The following is an 18,215-nucleotide window of genomic DNA, read 5'->3' on the forward strand; positions in this document are numbered from 1 at the left end:
AGAAGGTTAAAAAGTTAGAAAGTTAAGAGTACGGTTCTGCCGCAGGTGTAGCGTTAGCGCAACTTGTGGCAGCATTAGGCAGAATTATTCGGCTCTTTGTTTTGAAAAGCTTGGGCTGTCTGGTGCTGGTTATACTTTATAACTCGAGTTGCGATTCACCCGCCCCTTCCCCTCCCAGGAGGGGAATTTTGCAAAAGAGTAAGTGATTCCCCTCCTCGGAGGGGTTAGGGGTGGGTTTACACCTGCACTGCATGTGTATATTGCAACTCAGGTTTTATACTTTTCCTGCCCTTGTTGGTGTTATCACCAACAAGCGATACATCAGCAGCTTTCAAAGTATAAAACGCAAGTCGCGATTAAAGCATCTTTTCTGCCGCCGCAGAAAGCATTTGCAAACCTGCCTTATACTTAGCCGCACGCTGCGCTCCCGCTATACTTGCGGCTGCTCTCATCGTTTTACCACATCACCAAAAAAACTGAGGAGTTGGGACATCAGAAACCTGAATCTGACGTTCCAACTCCTTACTTTTGTCTTTACTTTCTAACCTTCTAATTTCTAAACTTTCTAACTATTAAAGCTTCTCCCGCTGCTCAAGAAACCGCTATACCGGCGCTGGCCTGGTTGCTGGTCGTTATACTGGCCCTCATCTGGGGCACCTCGTTCATACTTATCAAGAAGGGGCTGGTGGTTTTCGCATCTGATGAGGTGGGGGCCCTGCGGATGGTGATCGCCTGCGCCGCGCTGCTGCCCTTCGCTATTCAGAACCTGCCGAAGGTGGAGCCCAGCCGCTGGAAGTTTCTGCTCGGCACCGGCCTGCTGGGCAACTTCTTCCCGGCTTTCCTGTTCGCCATTGCCGAAACGCGCCTGGCCAGCGGCCTGGCTGGCGTGCTAAACTCGCTCACGGCCCTGTTCACGCTACTGGCAGGAGCCCTGCTTTTCGGCCAGTCCATCACCTGGCTGCGCATGCTCGGCATTGCTATCGGGATTGCGGGCACGGCCATACTTATCTTCTCGGGCAATGGCAACGCCGACCTCGATAACATGTACTATGGCCTGTACATTGTGCTGGCCACCATCTTCTACGGCATCAGCGCCAACATCATCAAGCACCGCCTGCAGGGCATGAAGGCCATTGCCGTCTCCAGCCTGGCGCTGCTCACGGTGGGCCCGGTGGCGCTGCTCTACCTGCTCACCACTGATTTTGTGTACAAGCTGCAGCATGTGCCCGGGGCCTGGGAGGCGCTCCTGTACATCGCCCTACTGGCCGTGTTCAGTACCGCCATCGCGCTTATACTTTTCAACAGGCTCATCCAGATATCCACCACCCTCTTTGCCAGTTCCACCACCTACCTGATACCTGTTGTGGCGCTCATGTGGGGCGTGCTCGATGGCGAAACCATACATGTGTGGCACTACGCCGGCATGTTAGTGATTCTTTTGGGCGTGTTTATCGTGAACCGGGCCAGGTAGGATATCGCTTTCACAGGAGCAGCACCACCTGTCCGGAAGTATACTTGCTAAGTTTTATACTTCAAACTATGCCCTATACTTTGCGCCGTACGGGCTCATTTTTTTACGTATACCCGGCGCAGCGATGTACAAGCATTTCTGGGTTTCCTGATTCTTTTCTATATTAGGGAGTTTAAAAATCCCTGAACTATTTGAATGAAGCTTTACAAGCCCCTCCTGAGCCTCTTGCTGCTTGTGCTGGTATCGGTGCAAGCCCCGGCGCAAGAACTGGTCTCCAAAGACGAAATAGAAGAACTGCAGCTACAGGCCATTAACGACACCGCCTTTGCCCTGCGCACCGTTACCGAGGCCGGCAACCTGACCAAGTATACCGGCACGCTGCCGCTGCGCATCAACGGGGAAATGCAGGACAACGAGTTCACGGAGGGTGAAACGACTTTCTCGCTTCCTGAGAGAGCCGAACTGGTGCAGGTGAGCGCCAACCTGGGCACGCATACCATTGCCCGGCTCTACCGCCTGGATGTGGAGGAGGAGCGCGGCGTGCGCGAGTTCCCGATGTGGCTGTCCATACTTCCGCCGCTCATTGCCATCGTGCTGGCGCTCATTTTCCGGGAGGTGCTCCTGGCGCTGTTCGCGGGCATCTGGGTGGGCGGCTTTGTGGTCTACGGCTTGTCCTTCAAGTCCATCTTCACAGGCCTGTTGGCCGCTGCGGACACTTTCCTGCTCAAAGCCCTTGTGGATAGCGACCATGCCTCCGTTATTATCTTCTCGATGCTGATTGGGGGCATGGTGGCCATTATCTCCAAGAACGGCGGCATGGCCGGTGTGGTAAACCTGCTCTCGCGCTACGCCCGCTCCGCCAAAAGCTCGCAGGTGGTAACCTGGGTGCTGGGGATCGCCATTTTCTTCGATGACTACGCCAACACCCTGATTGTGGGCAACACCATGCGTCCCGTAACCGATAAGCACCGGGTCTCCCGGGAGAAGCTGGCCTACATCGTGGACAGCACCGCCGCCCCCGTGGCGGCCATTGCCTTTGTTACCACCTGGATCGGCGCCGAGCTGGGCTACATAAAGGACGCGGCCGCCAAGCTGGGCATCGAGGAGGGCGCTTACTCGCTGTTCTTCCACTCCCTGGAATATGCTTATTATCCAGTGCTGACGCTGGTGTTTATGCTGATGCTGATCCTGATGAACCGCGATTTTGGCGGGATGCACCATGCTGAAATCCGTGCCCGCGAAACAGGAGCCGTGACAGCCGCAGGTTTTGACAAGGCCGGCCAGAAAAAGCAGGAGCAGGAGATGGCCGAGTTCGAGCCGGTTGACGACACCCGTACCTACGCTATCAATGCGTTGCTGCCCGTGCTCACCGTCATCGGCGGCACCATGGCGGGCCTGCTTTACACCGGATATAGCCCGGAGGTCTGGGCCGACCCCGGCATGGGCTTCTTCCGCAAGCTCTCCGCCACCATCGGCGACTCCAACTCTTACCTTGCCCTGATCTGGGCCTCGCTGGGAGGTGTGATCGTAGCGATAGCCCTGACAGTGGGCCAGCGCATCATGAGCATGACAGCCACAATGGAGTCGCTGTTGGTGGGCTTTAAAACGATGCTGCCCGCCATCCTGATACTGGTGCTGGCCTGGTCGCTGGCGGCGGTGACACAGGAGCTCTACACCGCCGAGTACCTCACCTCGCTGCTCTCGGGCAACGTGTCGCCCTACTTCCTGCCGGAGATCACGTTCTTCCTGGCGGCGGCCATTGCTTTCTCCACCGGATCCAGCTGGGGCACCATGGCCATACTTTACCCGCTCATGATGCCGGCGGCCTGGTACGTGTGCCAGCAGCAGGGCTTTACCATGGACGAGACCATGCCCATCATGTATAACGTGATATCGGTGGTGCTGGCAGGCGCCGTGTTCGGCGATCACTGCTCCCCTATCTCCGACACCACCATCCTGAGCTCGCTTGCCTCGGGCTGCAACCACATAGACCACGTGAACACGCAGCTGCCCTATGCTGTTTCGGTGGCGTTGGTTGCCAACATCATTTGCACTAACCTCTCTGCCTTCGGCGTGCACTGGGCGCTGGTGTATGTGATAGGTGCCGCCACGCTCTGGGGCCTGATCAGGCTTATTGGCAAAAAGAACGAGGTCAGGTTTGTGCCTGCCGCAGAAATGGCTTAACGTATAGCAAGTATAAAAACAGCGGCGGCTGCTCAACCCAGAGCAGCCGCCGCTGTTTTTATACTTGCTGCTCACGCTGGTTACTCCCCCAGCCTCAGCTCATAGAAGTCATGCACCACGGTGCGGGCGCCGTAGCTTTCCTTGTATTGGGCCAGCCCCTCGTTCAGGAACTGCCCCCCCTGCTCCGTTGAAATCCCGAAGCTGAAGTATGATTTGTGCGGGTATACTTCCGTTAGCAGCCAATCCAGAAGCACATCCAGCGCGTGCAGGTTGCGGCCCCGCGCTGAGGTGGCAATATACTGCGAGTGCACCACCTGCGGCGTTTCATACACCAGCACGCCGGCCAGCAGCTCATCCGCATCAGTGGAAGTATAAAGTTTGATATTCTCCGGGAAGCGGGAGGCCAGCAGCGTCATCTCCTCTGCGGTGTGCGCGGGCAGGATGTTATACTTCTCCTGCAGCAGCTCCCGCTCCAGCTGCATGAAGCCCATATAGTCTTCTGATAGTTGCACCTGCACATTTCCTCGCCAAGCGTTCTTCACCTCCCATCTCCGGGTTCTGCTGTAGCCAAGCCCTGCAGCAACATCTACCACAGAATTTACATCACGCCGGCAAAGTATGGCTCCGTGGCGGAACAAGGCGTACAGATCTTCCTCGGCAGGCAATTGGTGGTAGATATGGGGGATAACCTTATAAAGTATACTCAGGAAACCCAGTTCCTGAAAGTATGATTTCGTGGCCTGCATCACCTCCAGCATCAGCGCGGCCTTCATGCGCTTGTCTGTTATAAGCCCGCCGTAGCTCAGGCCGCCGTGACTCTGCACCTGCCGCCCTACCTCGTTTGCCGGCAGCAGCGCCACCAGCCTGTCCTTGCGGAAGAACAGCAGCGAGTGGTCCGTGAATCTGTCGGCGTGGTACTCCATGTAATCGCGCAGCAGCATAAACGTGCCGTTCTTTGACGCCCGCACAAATGTATCCCACTCGGCTTTATACTTGCCGTTATACTTTACTACTTCAACCATGCTCTTGACAAAAGACTGCGAGACAAAAGACACCCTTTAACTTTCTAACCTTCTAACTTCTAAGCTTTCTAACTTCCACTACCTGTTCAGCACGATCCGGAAGGTTGTTCCCTTGCCCACTTCCGACCACTTCACGTAGAGCCTGCCATCGTGGTAGTTGTCGATGATGCGCTTAGCAAGGGCAAGGCCCAGGCCCCAGCCGCGCTTCTTGGTAGTAAAGCCAGGCAGAAACACGGAATCGACTTTGCTTTTGGGAATGCCCTTGCCGGTGTCGGTAATATCCACTGCGATGCTGCTTTTGCCCAGGAGCACCATCTGTATGGTTATACTCCCGCGGCCCTCCATGGCATCCACGGCGTTCTTGCAGATGTTCTCGATCACCCAGTCATACAGCGACACATTCACCTTGGCCGTGATGTCGGGCGAGAAGGCGGACTCCACCGTGAAGGTGACCTTGCGCGAGATGCGGTTCTGCAGGTAGTTGATGGCATTCTGCGTTACCTGCAGGATGTTCTCGTCGCGCAGCGTAGGCACCGATCCGATGTTGGAGAAACGCTCGGTAATGATCTCCAGCCGCCGCACGTCCTTTCCCAACTCCTCCAGGATCGGCTCGTTCTCAAACTTCGGGTTGCCCTTGATGTACTCATACCAGGCCATCAGCGACGAGAGCGGCGTGCCCAGCTGGTGCGCCGTCTCCTTGGCCAGGCCCACCCATACCCGGTTCTGCTCAGCGCGGCGCGAGTAGCTGAAGGCAAAGTAGGCCACCAGCGCAAAGCACGAGATCACGATCAGCTGCACGTAAGGGTAAAAGCGCAGCTGCGAGAGCAACTCCGAGTCCTTGTAAAAGACATAGTTCACCGAGCCCTCCGCCCACGGCACCACAATCGGCGCATGCTGCTCCTTCATCTTCCCGATCTCGCCCTGCAGGTAGTCGTTTATTTTCTCCGGCTTGTCCGAAATGTTTTCAGGGATGCTGATGTTTTTGGAGTCGAGGATGTTCTCGTTTTCATCCGTAAGTATAACGGGCACGGTGGTGTTGGACGAGAGGATCTCCTCCTCGATGAACACGATGTTGTCGTCTGAGGGGGCGTTGATCATGTAGCGCAGGCCCTTGGCATAGAGCTGCACCAGCTCCTGCTCCCGCTCCGATAACTTACTTACAAGTATGTTGGTATAGGTAATGGTGGCGGCACCGATGATCAGGGCAATGATAACAACGACAAGCTTTATCCTGTTCTTCTGGGAGTAGATGGGAATCATGCAGTAATCACGTAATTTATTTGAAATTAGTATAAATTGAACATAGAGGGCAAGTAAGTTTCATTTTAAAAATTAGAGGCTTAACTTTGCACTTTAGTAGAACCCACGTTATTATGCTTCAGAACTTTAAAGCAATCAGCCTGTCGTATAAGAAAGCGCCGCTGGATATCAGGGAGCTGATTGCCTTAGATGAATCCTCGTGCAGACTTTTCCTTCAGACGCTCAAGGGCTTTATACAGGCTTCTGACATCCTGGTACTGTCTACCTGCAACCGCACCGAAGTATACTACAACTCCGACAACGACTACAGCCAGGAGATCGTCAAGCTCCTGGGCATCACCAAGGGCATCGAGAACATCTCCCAGTACTTCGATTACTTCACCATCCTGAGCGGGCACGACGATGCCGTGCAGCACCTCTTCGACGTGTCGATGGGGCTGGAGTCGCAGGTGGTGGGCGATATGCAGATTTCGAACCAGGTGAAGACGGCCTACCAGTGGAGCGCCGACAACGAAACTGCCGGCCCGTTCCTGCACCGCCTGATGCATACCATCTTCTTCACCAACAAGCGCGTGGTGCAGGAGACTTCTTTTCGGGATGGCGCCGCCTCTACCTCCTATGCCGCCATTGAGCTGATCGAGGAGCTGACCGCCGACATTGCCGATCCAAGTATACTGGTGGTGGGCCTGGGCGAGATTGGTGCCGATGTGTGCCGCAACCTGAAGGACCTTGGCTTTAAGAACGTCAAGATCTCGAACCGCACCAAGGCGAAGGCGCAGGCCCTGGCCGAGGAGTGCCACATGGAGATCCTGCCGTTCGAGGAGATCGTGCCGGGCATGAAGGAGGCCGACGTGATCATCTCTTCCATCGCCCGCGAGACGCCGTTTTTCACCAAGGAAATGGTGAAGCGCCTGAACATACTTACCTACAAGTTCTTTATAGACCTGTCTGTGCCGCGCAGCGTGGAATCCGACCTGGAAAGTATACCTGGCGTGCTGGTGTATAACATCGATGCCATTCAGAACAAAGCTTCCGAAGCGCTGCAGCGTCGCATAAACTCGGTGCCGAAGGTAAAGGAGATTGTGGCCGAGTCGATTGACCAGTTCAACGACTGGTCGAAGGAGATGATGGTGTCGCCGACGATCCACCGCCTGAAGAGCGCGCTGGAAACAATACGGCAGGAGGAAATAGCCCGCTACGTGAAGAAGCTGGGGCCGAAAGAGACAAAATTAGTAGACAGCATCACCAAGTCGATGATGCAAAAAATCATAAAGCTGCCGGTGCTGCAACTCAAGGCCGCCTGCAAGCGCGGCGAGGCCGAAACCCTCATCGACCTGCTCAACGACCTCTTCAATTTGGAGAATCAGCCGGTAAGCGAAGACCAAAAAACTGAGTAAACAGTACAATTTTCTTAGTGAAAAAACAACTGAGGCCTCCGCAAATCTCCCATTTCTGAGATGCACGGGGGCCTCAGCTGTTTCATCCACTGGCAAAGAAAACCGCACCGGAGTGCAGGCTCAGACTTATATATCAATGCAGCATTCTTCCAGGCAATCAATCACGTCGATCAATTTGGGGATGGCCAGGGAGTAATAGATCTTGGTTCCCACTTTAAAGGACGAGAGCACGCCCTTGTCTTTCAGTGTAATGAGGTGCTGCGATGCGATGGCTTGGGGAAGGTCTAACTGCTTATATATCTCCGTAACAGTCATTTTATCCTCTTTTCCGAGCAAATCCACAATCGCCAGTCTTTTAGGGTGCGCCAATACCTTCAGCATGGCTGCCGCCTTATCTATCTTCTTCGATTCAACTCTTGACAACAAACTTTTCATAATTAAAATTATACCTAACAGTTCTAAAATCAATTTTCATTCTTATTCATAATAAGATATATACGAAGCCTGCACTATTTGGCTGAAAATCATTGGCATGCATTTAGTATTTTTGGCCAATGGATACTTCTTATCATGTAATCGGCTTAATGTCCGGGACGTCGCTCGACGGCCTCGATATTACTTATTGTAGATTTACGTACAAATCTCATAATTGGATATATGAGATACTAAATACTAATACATTACCATATACGGATACTCTAATTGACTCTCTCCGGGGAGCCGAGTCTGCAAGCGGCCTGAAACTGGTGGAACTGGACCACGCCTTTGGCAGGTTTATGGGGCAGCAGGTTCACCAGTTTGTACAACAACACGCAATACGCCCGGATTTTGTTGCCTCTCACGGACATACCATTTTTCACCAGCCCGAAAAGCACGTCTCGCTGCAGCTGGGGCACGGTGCTTACCTGGCCGCAGGCGCACAGCTGCCCGTCGTCTGCGACTTCCGCACCCTCGACATCGCCCTGGGCGGGCAGGGCGCCCCGCTCGTGCCCATCGGCGACGAGCTGCTGTTCGGCCACTACGACTACTGTATCAACCTCGGGGGCATCGCCAATGTTTCCTACAACCGCAACGGCGCCCGCCTGGCCTTCGACACGAGCGCCTGCAACATGCTGCTTAACACGCTGGCCAACAGTGTGGGCCTCCCTTATGATGATAACGGTGCCCTGGCCCGCTCCGGTACGTTGCATCCAAAATTATTAGAGGACCTCAACCAGCCAGCCTACTTCTCGGCACCGGCGCCCAAGTCGCTGGGCAAGGAGTGGGTGCTGGCGCACAGCCTGAAAAGTATAGGGGAGAGCGATGCCTCCGTAGCCGACAAGCTGCACACCGTTTGCCACCACATTGCCCAGCAGCTGCAGCATGCCCTGCCGAAGCTGCACGAGGGGCAGCACCGTGTACTATTAACGGGTGGCGGCGCGTTTAACGGCTACCTGGTGGAGCAGATACAGCAGCAGCTGGGGCCAATGTATAACGTGGAGGTGCCGTCGCCGGAGGTGGTGTCGTTTAAGGAGGCGCTGATATTCGCCTTCCTGGGCGTGCTGCGCTGGCGCGGAGAGCACAACTGCCTCAGCAGCGTAACGGGCGCCAGCCGCAACAACATAGGCGGCGCTATCTACCTGGCATAAGTCCGGCCTGTTTAATTTATTTACCTTTGCACCATACACCTGATACACCCTTAACTGGAATGAAAGACTTACTGGCTAAATTTGAGAACAAGAGACCCGAGATAGTTTTTGAGTGGAAAGACCCTGAAACCGAGGCCGAAGGATGGGTGGTGATCAACTCGCTGCGCGGCGGCGCGGCGGGCGGTGGCACCCGCATGCGCAAGGGCCTGGACAAGCGCGAGGTGGAGTCGCTGGCCAAGACCATGGAAGTGAAGTTCACCGTATCCGGCCCTTCTATCGGGGGTGCCAAGTCCGGCATCAACTTCGACCCGGCAGACCCGCGCAAGCGCGGCGTGCTGGAGCGTTGGTACAAGGCCGTTATCCCGCTGCTGAAGAACTACTACGGCACCGGCGGCGACCTGAACGTGGATGAGATACACGAGGTAATCCCGATTACGGAGGACTATGGCCTGTGGCATCCGCAGGAGGGGGTGGTGAACGGCCACTTTAACGCCACTGAGCCTCAAAAGATAAACAAGATCGGCCAGCTGCGGCAGGGCGTGGTGAAGGTGATCGAGGACCCGCACTTCTCCCCTTCCACCGCCCGCAAGTATACGGTGGCCGACATGATCACGGGGTTTGGCGTGGCGGAGGCCGTGCGCCACTACTACGACATCTGGGGAGGCCAGTTTGAGGGCAAGCGCGCCATCATCCAGGGCTGGGGTAACGTAGGAGCCGCCGCAGGCTATTATCTGGCCTCCAAGGGCGTGAAGATAGTCGGCATTATGGACCGTGCCGGCGGGGTGATAAACGATACCGGCTACACGTTCGAGGAGATTACGGACCTGTTCCTGAACCGCCAGGGCAACACCCTGAACCCGGCCACACCGGGCATACTTACCTTCGAAGATACCAACAGCCGCATCTGGGACCTGCCGGCAGAGATCTTCATTCCTGCCGCCGCCTCCAGGCTCGTCACCCGCGACCAGGTGGACCGGATGATCCGGAGCGGCATGCAGGTGATCTCCTGTGGCGCCAACGTGCCTTTTCAGGACCCGGAGATCTTCTTTGGGCCAACCGGCGAGTTTGCCGACCGCAACCTCTCCGTTATCCCCGACTTTATCGCCAACTGCGGCATGGCCCGTGTGTTCGCTTACCTGATGGAGAGCGAGGTGGAGATCACGGACGAGGCCATCTTCAGCGATACTTCCCACATCATTCGGAAGGCCCTGGAGAAATCGCACGGCAAGCACGGCCAGAAGACCGAGATCGCCAAAACAAGTTTTGAAATTGCCCTGAGCCAGTTGCTCTAAAGTATACCTTTTACCTATGCAAGAGTTGCTTAACAGCGAATGGCTCCGCCACGAGTTCTTAGGAAATACCGTGGCGGAGTACCTTACTTCCGCAGCCATACTTTTATTCGGACTTCTCTTTAACACGCTGCTGTCCAGAATGCTTTCGGGCCTGGTTTACAAGCTGGGAAGCCGGTTCTGGCCGGAGGCCGCTTTGCCGGAGTTCCGCCGCCTGCTGGTACAGCCGCTGGAGGTGCTGCTTTTCCTGGTGTTTTTATACTTTGCTTTCCAGGTGCTGGATTACCCGGTGCAGCCGCGAGACCTGAAGGCCGGCGACCCGTTCCTGAAGACGTTCCTGCTCCGGACATACCAGGTGTTCATCATCGTGGCGCTTACATGGGTGCTGCTGCGCTTTGCCGACTTTGTGGGGCTTGTGTTCCAGCACCGCACCGAGCGGTCAGCCTCCAAACTCAATGAGCAACTGGTGCCTTTCTTCAAGGATTTCACCAAGGTATTGATCGTCATCTTCTCCTTTATGGCCATGCTGGGGTCGGTGTTTGGCGTAAACGTTACCGGACTGGTGGCAGGTCTGGGCGTGGGCGGTTTGGCCGTTGCCTTTGCCGCCAAGGAAAGTATAGAGAACCTCCTGGCTTCGTTTACCATCTTCCTGGACAAACCCTTCATGGCCGGCGATCTGGTACAGGTGGGGGAGATGATCGGCACCGTAGAGAAAGTGGGCTTCCGGAGCACGCGCATCCGCACGCTGGAGAAAAGCTTCGTAACGGTGCCCAACAAGCTGATGATCGACAAGCCGCTCGACAACCTGACGCTGCGCACCTTCCGGCGCGCCAAGTTCGATGTGCGCCTGACCTACCAGACCACCTCTCAGCAGCTGCGCGACATCACCCGCGACATACAGGCCTACATCGACCAGCACCCGCGCACAAACGATGATGGCCGCGTCCGCTTTCTGGGGCTGAGCCCTGACGCGAAGGATGTGATGGTGCTATACTTTGTGGATACCATGGACTGGTTCGACTTCATCGACATCAAAGAAGAGATCAACTACAGGATCGTGGAAATTGTGGAAAACTATGGGGCAGAGTTCGCCTTGCCCACACAAAGGCTATACTTGCAGCAGGCACCGAAAGGTGCTCCGACGCAACCCGCGGAGAGACCGTACGTGGGAGGGACTGACCTGGAGTAAAAACCACTGAAAATAAAAAAGCCGGAGAAGCTCCGGCTTTTTTTTCACCCTTATATCTTAAATTCTTCTGAATTACACGGTTATACTATCCTCTTAAGCGTTCGGGAATCACTCCCCGTAAACCTGATTCCTCAGGCGCTACAAGCTTTTTCCTGCAGAGTTGATTTCTTTAACGGCCCCCTTATTTCATAGTTACACTCTAAGTATAACTTTTCCCTTATATGGGCCTTATTTTAAGGTAAACAGGGCCAATTGATAAGTAAAGGGATAGAATTTTTAAAGGATACTTCCTTTTATGCCGCCCAAGGCGGGCTTCCGGGGAACCTTGCCGGTTAATCAAAGTCAAAGTACTCGCCTTCCTCCAGCTCCACTTCCTTCTCTTTTTGCTTCGGCTTTTTCCCGCGCAGCAGGTCGCGCAGTTCCTGCCCCTCCTGCTTCAGGTCAGTCTTTATCTTCTGGCGCACCCGGTCATCGTCGTAGGCGATCTTAAAATCGCGCTCGCTGCCCCGCAGCGTCAGGAAGAGGTTGCTGTTGCCGGCATCCGGGTCCTCGGCCACCGTGCCGAAGCGGGCGTCCTTGTCGGGGCGCTGCTTGCTGAAGAGCGGCAGCTTTATCTTGTAGTCCATCTTCTGGTCGAACGTGTGGGTGCCCGACACCGACACCACCGGCGCCGCCGACAGGTTGGAGCGGATATCCATCTCCGGAATGTAAATGGTGCCCTGCTGTATCCAGAACGAGTTGTGCAGCTCGGCAAAATGCATGTTGGCCAGCTCGGTGCGCTTCACAAACGCCGACATCTTCTGCATGGGCGGGAAGCTGATCAGCTGCCCGTCGCGCACGGTGGCCTCTATCTCGGCCTGCAGCAGGTTGGTCTTGGGGTTGAGCTGGCTGTCGAAGTATACATCCGACACGATGTTGGCCGTGAGCAGGCCGCGCAGGTGGCGCTCCTCTATAAAGTTCTGGTGAAAGTTCTCGAACACGTAAAACAGGCTGTCCACGCTCATGCTGTTGAGTTTGGCGGCGGTGCTTACCTTGATGTGGTTCGGGGACCGGGCATCCAGGTTGCCGCGCACGGCAAAGTTACCGCCAATGGCCTGGAAGGAGATATTAGGCGAGGAAACCACCTGGTTGCGCAGCTTCACCTCCCCCTGTATGTTCTTGCCCCTGAACCTCCTGAACCGCAGCCTGTCGATGGAGGCGCTCAGATCGAAGGCGATGTTCGGGGACACGTTCAGCTTGTAGCTCTCGCCGGTGCGGGCACCCTCAGGCGTGTTCTGCTCCTCGCTCAGCAGCTGGTCGAAGTTCAGGTACCGGCTCTTAAAGTCCGCCTCCACCAGCAGGCGCTGGTTCTCCAGAATCAACCAGGCCATCACGTTCCGGAACATCCCGTTCACGGTAAAGTCCGACTCGCCCAGCTTGCCTTTAAAGTCCGACACGGCCACGTCGTTGCGCTTGAACATGAAGTTGCCGTTGAGGTTGCTCAGCGGCAGCGGCATTTCCTGCAGCGTCAGCGACACGTTGTGCAGCGTGATGTCGCCGGTGGTGTTGAGGGTGCTGTTGCCAGGCCGCGCCTTGAATTCGTTCAGGTTGCCCGAGAAAGCGATGCGCACATCCGCCAGGCCACTACCGCTGCGTACCTGCTCGATCTTCGCCAGTCCCAGCACATAGGCCACGTCCAGCATCCCCTGCACATCGAAGGCAATGTAAGGGTTATCGAAGTTGCTATACTTCAGGTTGCCCTTGAACGGCCTGCCGTTCAGCATGCCTTTCAATTCCTTTAGCTCCAGCACCGAACTGGCGGCATTCTGCTTCTCCCCGTTCGTGAAACTGCCTGTCAGGAAGATCTTCTCCACGCGCTGCTTTGCGTCGGGGTGGAAGAACGAGGCGTCGCGTGCCCCGAAGCTGACGTTTATACCTGGCACATGCTTGCCGGAGGATTTGCCCTTCACGGTGCCGTTAAAGTATACTTCGCCCTCGCTGCGGTACTGGCTAAACTCCTCGGCTATACTTTGGGGCAGCAGCGAGAGCAGCGACTGGACGTTGGTGTTCTTGCCGTCCACTTTCAGGTCCAGCTCCGTTACGCCGCCGTAGGCAATGCCGCCGCCCACCTCGTAGGCCGCCTCCCCCACCTGCACCATCGATGGCTGCAGCGCGATGGTCTGCGCTTGCCGGTTTATACTTAACGCCGAACTCAGGTTTACCTGCTTCCCCTTAAAATACTCGCCGGTGCCGATCTTGATGGTATGGATGGTGGCCTGGCCCTCGGCCTGTATGTCTATCGTTTCGGGGGAGATGGCAAGCGCCGCGGCCAGTTGGTGCGCGTTTACCTCGTAGCTTTGCTTCAGCTGCTGGTCGATGTAGTGGATGGCCACCTCGCGCAGGTTTATACTTTCCAGGTCGAAGGAGAAGCCGCTGTCGCCGGAGGAGGAGGTGTCGGTGGTGATAATCTCGTAATTCACGCTCCCGTCGGGCAGTACCTTCACGTATACTTCGCCCTGCTCCATGTAAAACTGCTTTACGCTGTACTCGCCGCGCAGCACGTCCCAGAGGCTGAAGGTAAAGTATAGCTTATCGGCCCGCGCCAGCGACTCCCGGCTCTCCGGCAGCCCCTCGTGCACGTTCACCTCGTCCAGGCTAACAGCCACCTGCGGAAACTTGTCGAAAAGCGAGAGCGAAATCTGCCGCACATCCACCTTTGTTTTGATGTGCTTGTTGGCCTCGGCCACAAAGAGCTCGATTATTTTATCCTGATAAGTATAAACCAGTGCCAACGCCAGGCCCAGGGCCGCTACCAGAATAGCGACGCCGTAAAATAGCACTTTTCTTACCACTCCTTTTCTCACCTGGCGAAAGTTCAGATTTTTAGCACCTTACAAACCCTAAAGGTACAGCAGTAATAACAAGTGAGCAATAGGCGCCCCGGGATGGGGAAATTTTTTAAGATTTTTTTTGCAGATGTTTTGCAGTCTCAAAAATAACCTTCATATTTGCATCATCAAACGGGGACAAAAGGTCAACGGAAACAAAAAAGGGGTGTTAGCTCAGCTGGTTCAGAGCACCTGCCTTACAAGCAGGGGGTCACTGGTTCGAATCCAGTACGCCCCACAAAAGGACAACTGCAAAGTTGTCCTTTTTTTATATCCATACTTTTCCGTTATCCCTCCCACTGCTTATACTTTAGCATTGGTTATATTTTACCAACGGCTTAACTTCAGGCATAGTATACCCCTCCTGCCGCCACACTGGCTGTCAGTCACTTCCTCCAGAAAAATCAGGATTTATACTTAGGCTCCGGCCTTAGAGAACTGCTCGTGCAGGCTAAGCACCTGCGGAATGATGAGTTGCTTGTCGTCGTTGAAGATGACGTGCTGGGCGCGACGCATTTTCTCCTCCTCGCTCAGTTGGCGGGCCAAGATGGCTTTTATGTCGGCTTCGGTGCGGTGGGTGTCGCGCTGGAGCAGGCGCTGGAGGCGCAGCGCCAGTGGCGCGTATACGGTAATCACCTCATCCATCTGCCTCCACGACTCTGACTCGAACATCAGCGCGGCTTCCTTCAGCACGTAAGGCTTGTCGGCATGCGAGGCTGCCCATACTTCAAAGTCCTTCCCGACGTGGGGGTGCACCAGGCTGTTGAGCAGCTCCAGCCGCTGCGGGTTATTGAAAACCATACTTGCTAAATATGTCCGGTCCAGTTCCCCGGCATTAGTATAGGTGGCCGGGCCAAAGGCCTCCAGCAACTCCTGCCGCAGCGCCTTGTTGTGGTGCATCACCCATTTGGCGCGGGTGTCGGCATCGTACACCGGCACGCCGAGCACCGCGAACAGGCGGCTCACAATCGTTTTGCCCGTGCCTATGCCCCCGGTTATTCCTATCCTCCGCATACTATCTCCTGGAAACCCTTACGCGGTTTGGCCACACCTGCACGTTGCGTATCCCGCGCGGCTGCTGTACCAGCTCCGGCACCAGCGTGGAGTCGATGGGGTTGAACCGGTTGTAGTTGAGCACCACTTTAAAGGCGGATCGGTTCAGCAGCGACATGGAATCCTGCAGCACCTGGTAGCGCAGCACCACAATGGGCGGCCGCAGGGTAAGCGAGGCCCCTTCCGGCACGTTCACCAGCTCCGGCAGCACCTGCCGCTCCTCCGACACCAGGCTCTTCACGTTCACGGTCACCTGCGCCTCCTCCACATCGGCCTCCACCAACGACTTGTAGTTGTAGTTGATAGGGACAGGCACTTTGGATGGCTCGGTCAGCGTCTGCTCGGGCAGGCGCAGTAGGAAAGGGTCCGGCAGGCTGTCGATCAGGGATGCGGGGCCGGTAAAGGTGATACTGTCGGGGCTGATTTGCACCCGCCCCACCACGGCGTGCTGGTTGTCGGTCAGTTTCTGGCTCGGGTCCAGCCGCAGGGCCATGCGCTTCTGCACCTTCGGGTCGAAATCAAAGTAAATGGTATCGGTTACCACGAAGTTGAGCTGGAGGCCGTCGAGGGCGTTTACCAGGGAGGGGCGCAGGGCGGAGCCCAGCAGGTAGTTGTTGCGCGGCAGGTCGCGGATGTAGATCTCGGCCGGCTGCACCTCCACCCTCAGGCTCTTGCGCAGCAGCTTCCATCCCTTGCCGGTCACGTTAATGGCGATCTCCTGCGGCAGCGGCTTGATGGGGACCAGCTCATTCTCGTCGTACACAAACCGGATGGGGTAAGAGGTCTGCGTACTGTAGCTTTTATTGAGGGCATTCAGGAGCCAGAAGGTAGAGGCCGCCATGAAACAAAGCAATACGACGCGCCAGTATTGCTTTGTCCGTGGCTGAAATGGCCTCATGAACCATAAAGCTATATTTTTTACTCCCTCTAAAGCCAATGTTAGGCTGGGTTTTGCACCTTCATGGTCGCTTCCATGGAGACGGCGGTTTTATCGAATGTCAGGCGTACGCCCTTGTCCACTTCCAGGGTGATGGTATCGTCGTCTAGTGCAATCAGCTTGCCGTGCAGGCCACCAATGGTTACCACGGTCATGCCTTTTGCCAGCTCCTCGCGGAACTTCTTCTGGTCGCGCACCTTTTTCTGCTGCGGACGGATCATGAAGAAGTAGAACACTAGGATAATGGCCCCGAACATGAGCAGCTGAGGCAGCATGCCACCGTCCGGAGTCTGAAGAAGTATCGTATTCATGTGTGATGTATTCTCTTGAAAAAACGCTCTTTGGAAGTATGAATTAGTTGCGGCGCACCGGTCCGTCTGAGCCCGCTACAGGCATCCTGTTCTTAGGCTCTACGCTACCTTTCATGGACACGCGCACGATGTTCGGCTCGGTGTTGGCACGGATGGTAACGGTTGGCTGCTGCTGGCCGGGCTTGCCGTTGCTGTTGAACTTAACGGCTACAGAGCCTTTCTCGCCAGGGGCAACCGGAGACTTTGTCCACTCAGGCACGGTACAGCCGCAGGTAGCCGTGGCGCTCTCGATGACAAGCGGGGTGCTGCCGGTGTTGGTGAACTCAAAGGTATGCTCTATGGTCTCGCCTTCCTGAATGGAGCCGAAGTCATACTCTGTCTGCTCGAATGACATCACGGCTGAGTTGCCCGTAGCCGCGGTCTCGCCCTGGGTAGCCGTGGCCACCACGTTCGGGTTCTCGATTGGCTGCACCGGGGCTTCCGCCGCTGTGGTGTTCTCAGCTACCGTATCGTTGCCAGCCTTGTTATTTTCGCAGCTTGTGGCAAGCATCATAATTGCCATACCTGCTACCAGAAACAGATTCTTTTTCATGATCAGTATACTTGGTTAAAGTTTTGAGATGATGTTCTGCGCAAATTGCATGGTGCTGGCCTTGCCGCCAAGATCGCCGGTGCACTCCTCTTTGTTGGCCAGCGTGGCCTCCAAAGCTACCTCAATGCGGTCCGCCTCCTCCTTCAGGTCGATGTGGTGCAGCATCATGATGGCAGAGCGCAGCAGCGCCGTTGGGTTGGCAATGCCTCTGCCGGCAATGTCGGGTGCGGAGCCATGCACGGCCTCAAAGATGGCCATGTCGTCGCCGATGTTGGCACCGGCCACTACGCCTAAGCCGCCCACCAGGCCTGCGCACAGGTCGGAGAGGATATCGCCGAACAGGTTAGTGGTCACGATCACGTCGAACTGCTCCGGCTTGGCCACCAGTTGCATGCACATGTTGTCGATGATCTTGTCGTCGGCCTGGATGTGCGGATACTCTTTGGCGGTGGTGTTGAACTCGTCCAGGAACAAAGCGCCCGCGCTCTTGAGGATATTGGCCTTATGCACAGCCGTTACTCTTTTGCAGCCATGCTTATCTGCGTACGCAAAGGCGGCGCGTACAATCTTGCGGCAGCCTACGCGCGTCAGGCGGGCCACAGAGTCGGAGATCTGCAGGCGCTCGTCGAACATCTCCAGCCCGGAGTACAGGCCCTCGGTGTTCTCGCGGAACAGCACGGAGTTCACGTTGTCAAAGCGCGTCTCGATGCCCTTGGTGGTTTTAGCCGGCCTTACGTTGGAGTAGAGGTCAAACATCTGGCGCAGCTGCACATTTACACTTTTAAAGCCTTTGCCCACCGGCGTGGTGATCGGCCCTTTCAGGGCTACCCTGTTCTTCTCCAGGGAGGCGATCAGCGTGGTTGGGATCAACTCCCCCATCGCGTCAAAGGTGGTCTGCCCGGCGTTTTCCTCTTCCCAGGTTACGGGAACGTTGGCAGCACTGAATATCGCTTTTACAGCTTCTGTAATCTCAGGGCCTATCCCGTCGCCGGGTATCAGGGTTACTTGTTTCATT

At 55.8% G+C, this 18,215-nt stretch carries 15 protein-coding genes and 1 tRNA gene; 7 read left to right on the top strand and 9 right to left on the bottom strand.

The window, feature by feature from the left end; all coding sequences use genetic code 11:
* Positions 1-622: 622 nt before the first annotated feature.
* Complete coding sequence (locus A3841_RS05550; protein ID WP_235861302.1) at positions 623-1,471, top strand: DMT family transporter; 849 nt, start codon at positions 623-625, stop codon at positions 1,469-1,471.
* Positions 1,472-1,666: 195 nt separating this feature from the next.
* Positions 1,667-3,655 (top strand): Na+/H+ antiporter NhaC family protein, encoded by a 1,989-nt coding sequence (locus A3841_RS05555; protein ID WP_235861303.1) that lies wholly within the window; start codon positions 1,667-1,669, stop codon positions 3,653-3,655.
* Positions 3,656-3,735: 80 nt separating this feature from the next.
* Here A3841_RS05555 and A3841_RS05560 read toward each other — a convergent pair whose 3' ends face one another.
* Positions 3,736-4,677, bottom strand: coding sequence for a GNAT family N-acetyltransferase (locus tag A3841_RS05560; protein WP_073851336.1), 942 nt, complete (start codon positions 4,675-4,677; stop codon positions 3,736-3,738).
* Positions 4,678-4,755: 78 nt separating this feature from the next.
* On the bottom strand, positions 4,756-5,937 hold the full coding sequence (locus A3841_RS05565) for a sensor histidine kinase (RefSeq protein WP_073851337.1): 1,182 nt from the start codon (positions 5,935-5,937) through the stop codon (positions 4,756-4,758).
* Between the two features lie 113 nt (positions 5,938-6,050).
* Between A3841_RS05565 and hemA the strand changes: the two genes are divergently transcribed.
* Positions 6,051-7,334 carry a glutamyl-tRNA reductase gene (gene hemA / locus A3841_RS05570; protein WP_073851338.1) on the top strand — a complete coding sequence of 428 codons (1,284 nt, stop codon included), beginning with the start codon at positions 6,051-6,053 and terminating at the stop codon, positions 7,332-7,334.
* A 126-nt stretch (positions 7,335-7,460) separates the two neighbouring features.
* On the opposite strand, the gene A3841_RS05575 is transcribed toward hemA, so the two are convergent.
* On the bottom strand, positions 7,461-7,769 hold the full coding sequence (locus A3841_RS05575; RefSeq protein ID WP_025608763.1) for an ArsR/SmtB family transcription factor: 309 nt from the start codon (positions 7,767-7,769) through the stop codon (positions 7,461-7,463).
* Positions 7,770-7,888: 119 nt separating this feature from the next.
* On the opposite strand from A3841_RS05575, the gene A3841_RS05580 reads away from it, so the two are divergent.
* Genes A3841_RS05580 through A3841_RS05590 form a run of 3 tightly spaced genes read left to right on the top strand, consistent with a single transcriptional unit; the run spans position 7,889 to position 11,440 of the window.
* Positions 7,889-8,962, top strand: coding sequence for an anhydro-N-acetylmuramic acid kinase (locus A3841_RS05580; RefSeq protein WP_073851339.1), 1,074 nt, complete (start codon positions 7,889-7,891; stop codon positions 8,960-8,962).
* Between the two features lie 59 nt (positions 8,963-9,021).
* Positions 9,022-10,254, top strand: a complete 1,233-nt coding sequence (locus tag A3841_RS05585) for a Glu/Leu/Phe/Val dehydrogenase dimerization domain-containing protein (RefSeq protein ID WP_073851340.1) — start codon at positions 9,022-9,024, stop codon at positions 10,252-10,254.
* Between the two features lie 16 nt (positions 10,255-10,270).
* The gene (locus tag A3841_RS05590) at positions 10,271-11,440 is read left to right on the top strand and encodes a mechanosensitive ion channel family protein (protein ID WP_073851341.1); all 1,170 of its coding nucleotides are present in this window, start codon (positions 10,271-10,273) and stop codon (positions 11,438-11,440) included.
* Between the two features lie 332 nt (positions 11,441-11,772).
* Here the strand turns inward: A3841_RS05590 and A3841_RS05595 are convergent, their stop codons facing one another.
* The gene (locus A3841_RS05595) at positions 11,773-14,283 is read right to left on the bottom strand and encodes an AsmA-like C-terminal region-containing protein (protein WP_073851342.1); all 2,511 of its coding nucleotides are present in this window, start codon (positions 14,281-14,283) and stop codon (positions 11,773-11,775) included.
* Between the two features lie 187 nt (positions 14,284-14,470).
* On the opposite strand from A3841_RS05595, the gene A3841_RS05600 reads away from it, so the two are divergent.
* A tRNA-Val gene (locus tag A3841_RS05600) sits at positions 14,471-14,545 on the top strand.
* Between the two features lie 179 nt (positions 14,546-14,724).
* On the opposite strand, the gene coaE is transcribed toward A3841_RS05600, so the two are convergent.
* The 5 genes from coaE to A3841_RS05625 are packed head-to-tail and all read right to left on the bottom strand — an operon-like array spanning position 14,725 to position 18,214.
* Positions 14,725-15,321, bottom strand: a complete 597-nt coding sequence (gene coaE, locus A3841_RS05605; RefSeq protein WP_073851343.1) for a dephospho-CoA kinase — start codon at positions 15,319-15,321, stop codon at positions 14,725-14,727.
* A 1-nt stretch (position 15,322) separates the two neighbouring features.
* A complete protein-coding gene (locus tag A3841_RS05610) occupies positions 15,323-16,258 on the bottom strand; it encodes a hypothetical protein (protein WP_139307896.1) in 936 nt (311 codons plus the stop codon).
* A gap of 41 nt (positions 16,259-16,299) precedes the next feature.
* A complete protein-coding gene (gene yajC / locus A3841_RS05615) occupies positions 16,300-16,608 on the bottom strand; it encodes a preprotein translocase subunit YajC (protein ID WP_073851345.1) in 309 nt (102 codons plus the stop codon).
* A gap of 43 nt (positions 16,609-16,651) precedes the next feature.
* Positions 16,652-17,200, bottom strand: coding sequence for a DUF1573 domain-containing protein (locus tag A3841_RS05620; RefSeq protein ID WP_073851346.1), 549 nt, complete (start codon positions 17,198-17,200; stop codon positions 16,652-16,654).
* A 15-nt stretch (positions 17,201-17,215) separates the two neighbouring features.
* Positions 17,216-18,214 carry an isocitrate/isopropylmalate dehydrogenase family protein gene (locus A3841_RS05625; protein WP_073851347.1) on the bottom strand — a complete coding sequence of 333 codons (999 nt, stop codon included), beginning with the start codon at positions 18,212-18,214 and terminating at the stop codon, positions 17,216-17,218.
* Position 18,215 lies beyond the last annotated feature (1 nt).

Origin of the sequence: Pontibacter flavimaris (assembly GCF_001907195.1) — a bacterium.
GTDB lineage: Bacteria > Bacteroidota > Bacteroidia > Cytophagales > Hymenobacteraceae > Pontibacter > Pontibacter flavimaris.

Excerpts from the sequence above, each read along its gene's own strand:
- hemA (WP_073851338.1), top strand. The coding sequence starts at position 6,051 with ATGCTTCAGAACTTTAAAGCAATCAGCCTGTCGTATAAGAAAGCGCCG.
- A3841_RS05590 (WP_073851341.1), top strand. The coding sequence starts at position 10,271 with ATGCAAGAGTTGCTTAACAGCGAATGGCTCCGCCACGAGTTCTTAGGA.
- A3841_RS05620 (WP_073851346.1), bottom strand. The coding sequence starts at position 17,200 with ATGAAAAAGAATCTGTTTCTGGTAGCAGGTATGGCAATTATGATGCTT.
- A3841_RS05610 (WP_139307896.1), bottom strand. The coding sequence starts at position 16,258 with ATGAGGCCATTTCAGCCACGGACAAAGCAATACTGGCGCGTCGTATTG.
- A3841_RS05575 (WP_025608763.1), bottom strand. The coding sequence starts at position 7,769 with ATGAAAAGTTTGTTGTCAAGAGTTGAATCGAAGAAGATAGATAAGGCG.
- A3841_RS05555 (WP_235861303.1), top strand. The coding sequence starts at position 1,667 with ATGAAGCTTTACAAGCCCCTCCTGAGCCTCTTGCTGCTTGTGCTGGTA.
- coaE (WP_073851343.1), bottom strand. The coding sequence starts at position 15,321 with ATGCGGAGGATAGGAATAACCGGGGGCATAGGCACGGGCAAAACGATT.
- A3841_RS05580 (WP_073851339.1), top strand. The coding sequence starts at position 7,889 with ATGGATACTTCTTATCATGTAATCGGCTTAATGTCCGGGACGTCGCTC.
- A3841_RS05625 (WP_073851347.1), bottom strand. The coding sequence starts at position 18,214 with ATGAAACAAGTAACCCTGATACCCGGCGACGGGATAGGCCCTGAGATT.
- yajC (WP_073851345.1), bottom strand. The coding sequence starts at position 16,608 with ATGAATACGATACTTCTTCAGACTCCGGACGGTGGCATGCTGCCTCAG.
- A3841_RS05585 (WP_073851340.1), top strand. The coding sequence starts at position 9,022 with ATGAAAGACTTACTGGCTAAATTTGAGAACAAGAGACCCGAGATAGTT.
- A3841_RS05560 (WP_073851336.1), bottom strand. The coding sequence starts at position 4,677 with ATGGTTGAAGTAGTAAAGTATAACGGCAAGTATAAAGCCGAGTGGGAT.
- A3841_RS05565 (WP_073851337.1), bottom strand. The coding sequence starts at position 5,937 with ATGATTCCCATCTACTCCCAGAAGAACAGGATAAAGCTTGTCGTTGTT.